The organism is Hymenobacter sp. UYCo722 (assembly GCF_040547115.1).
Classification (GTDB): domain Bacteria; phylum Bacteroidota; class Bacteroidia; order Cytophagales; family Hymenobacteraceae; genus Hymenobacter.
Genome location: NZ_JBEPPC010000018.1, coordinates 1 through 1751, shown reverse-complemented (window position 1 = coordinate 1751; position 1751 = coordinate 1). Strand labels below are relative to the sequence as shown.

General features: G+C 53.0%; 4 protein-coding genes. All 4 read left to right on the top strand.

Annotation, left to right across the window (positions count from 1 at the left end):
- Positions 1-549: glutamine amidotransferase-related protein (locus ABIB44_RS20500; RefSeq protein ID WP_354586544.1), on the top strand; the 549-nt coding region annotated here is incomplete at its 5' end.
- A gap of 111 nt (positions 550-660) precedes the next feature.
- Positions 661-1005 carry a DUF7668 domain-containing protein gene (locus ABIB44_RS20495; protein ID WP_354586543.1) on the top strand — a complete coding sequence of 115 codons (345 nt, stop codon included), beginning with the start codon at positions 661-663 and terminating at the stop codon, positions 1003-1005.
- A gap of 42 nt (positions 1006-1047) precedes the next feature.
- Positions 1048-1338, top strand: coding sequence for a GIY-YIG nuclease family protein (locus tag ABIB44_RS20490; RefSeq protein ID WP_354586542.1), 291 nt, complete (start codon positions 1048-1050; stop codon positions 1336-1338).
- Between the two features lie 89 nt (positions 1339-1427).
- Positions 1428-1751: carbamoyl phosphate synthase preATP-grasp domain-containing protein (locus ABIB44_RS20485; RefSeq protein ID WP_502916508.1), on the top strand; the 324-nt coding region annotated here is incomplete at its 3' end.

Below are 1751 nucleotides of genomic sequence, written 5' to 3'. Positions count from 1 at the left end.
GTGGACTGCGGCACCAAAACCAACATCATCCGCTGCTTCCTGGAGCGCGACGTGGAGCTGATTCGCGTGCCTTGGGACTACGATTTCACGACCCTCGACTACGACGGCCTGTTCCTGAGCAACGGCCCCGGCGACCCCAAAATGTGCGCGGCCACCATCCGGCACCTGCAAAAGGCCCTGGTCCAGGACAAGCCCATTTTCGGCATCTGCCTGGGCAGCCAGCTCATGGGCCTGGCGGCGGGCGGCGACACCTTCAAGCTGAAATACGGCCACCGCAGCCACAACCAGCCCGTGAAGCTCACCGGCACCCAGCGCTGCTACATCACCAGCCAGAACCACGGCTTCGCGGTGGACACCGAAACGCTCCCCGCCGAGTGGCAGATGCTGTTCGAGAACCTGAACGACGGGACTTGCGAAGGCATTAAGCACACGTCCAAGCCGTTTTTCTCCACCCAGTTTCACCCCGAAGCTGCTGGCGGGCCGGAGGATACGGAGTTTCTGTTTGATGACTTTTTGAAAGCAGTGGTGGCGTATAAGAACTGCAAGTAGAACGAGGCAGAAGGCAATAAAAAGAACGTCATGCTGAGCGGAGCGAAGCGAAGTCGAAGCATCTCTACCGCTTCGTCGCATACGCTAGTCACTCTATCAATTAAACAGCCCATGAAAAAGAACAGAATAAAAGCTACTGTTTCCTTTATCATTGACTGTTTGGCTGCTAGAAAATATGGACTGTTACATGAGCTTGATTACAGTCAGGAATTGCCATCAGACTACATTGAGAAAGCTGTCGCAGAACATGGTGGTGTGGTGACGTCAGCCCCAAACAATAGGGCTTACAGAATTGGTGTAGTTAGACATTCAGACATCGCAGATAAGATTTTTGTAGACGTCTTACTGTGGTTTGATGGCCAAGAAAGCGACCTAACGATACAAAGCACTTTTCATACTGACATGATACAGCATGGCCTTTATCGGTTCTCTATTACCGACTTGGACACACTATAGAGGCTTTAATAAATTCAGCCTGACGTTCTAAAATCACTCAGCATGTACGTATACATCCTGACTAATCAAACCCAAACCGTTTTGTATATCGGTGTCACCAACGACCTCTCGCGACGGCTCTACCAGCACAGCGAAAACCGGGGTAATGCCGCAAAATTCACCGGACGGTATCAGGCTGATTTGCTGGTGTACTTTGAAATAGCGACCGATGCAACGCAGGCCATTGCGCGGGAAAAGCAGTTGAAAGGCTGGACGCGCCGGAAGAAAGATGCACTGATTAGCACGTTTAATCCGGCTTGGCAGACCATTGATTTAGAGACTTGGGAAGGCTAATCCTAAAAAAATACAACGAAGCGGTAGAGATGCTTCGACTTCGCTTCGCTGCGCTCTGCATGACGTTCTTTTTGAACACATACAACCTAATGAACAAACCCAACAAAGTACTCATCCTCGGTTCCGGCGCGCTGAAAATCGGCGAGGCCGGGGAGTTCGATTATTCCGGCTCGCAGGCCCTCAAGGCGCTGAAGGAGGAAGGCATCCGCACCATCCTCATCAACCCCAACATCGCCACCGTGCAGACCTCCGACGGCATGGCCGACGACGTGTACTTCCTGCCCGTGACGCCCTACTTCGTGGAAGAAGTCATCAAGAAAGAGCGGCCCGATGGCATTCTGGTGGCCTTTGGCGGCCAAACAGCCCTGAACTGCGCCGTGGCCCTGTACCGCGCCGGCGTGTTCGAGCAGTAC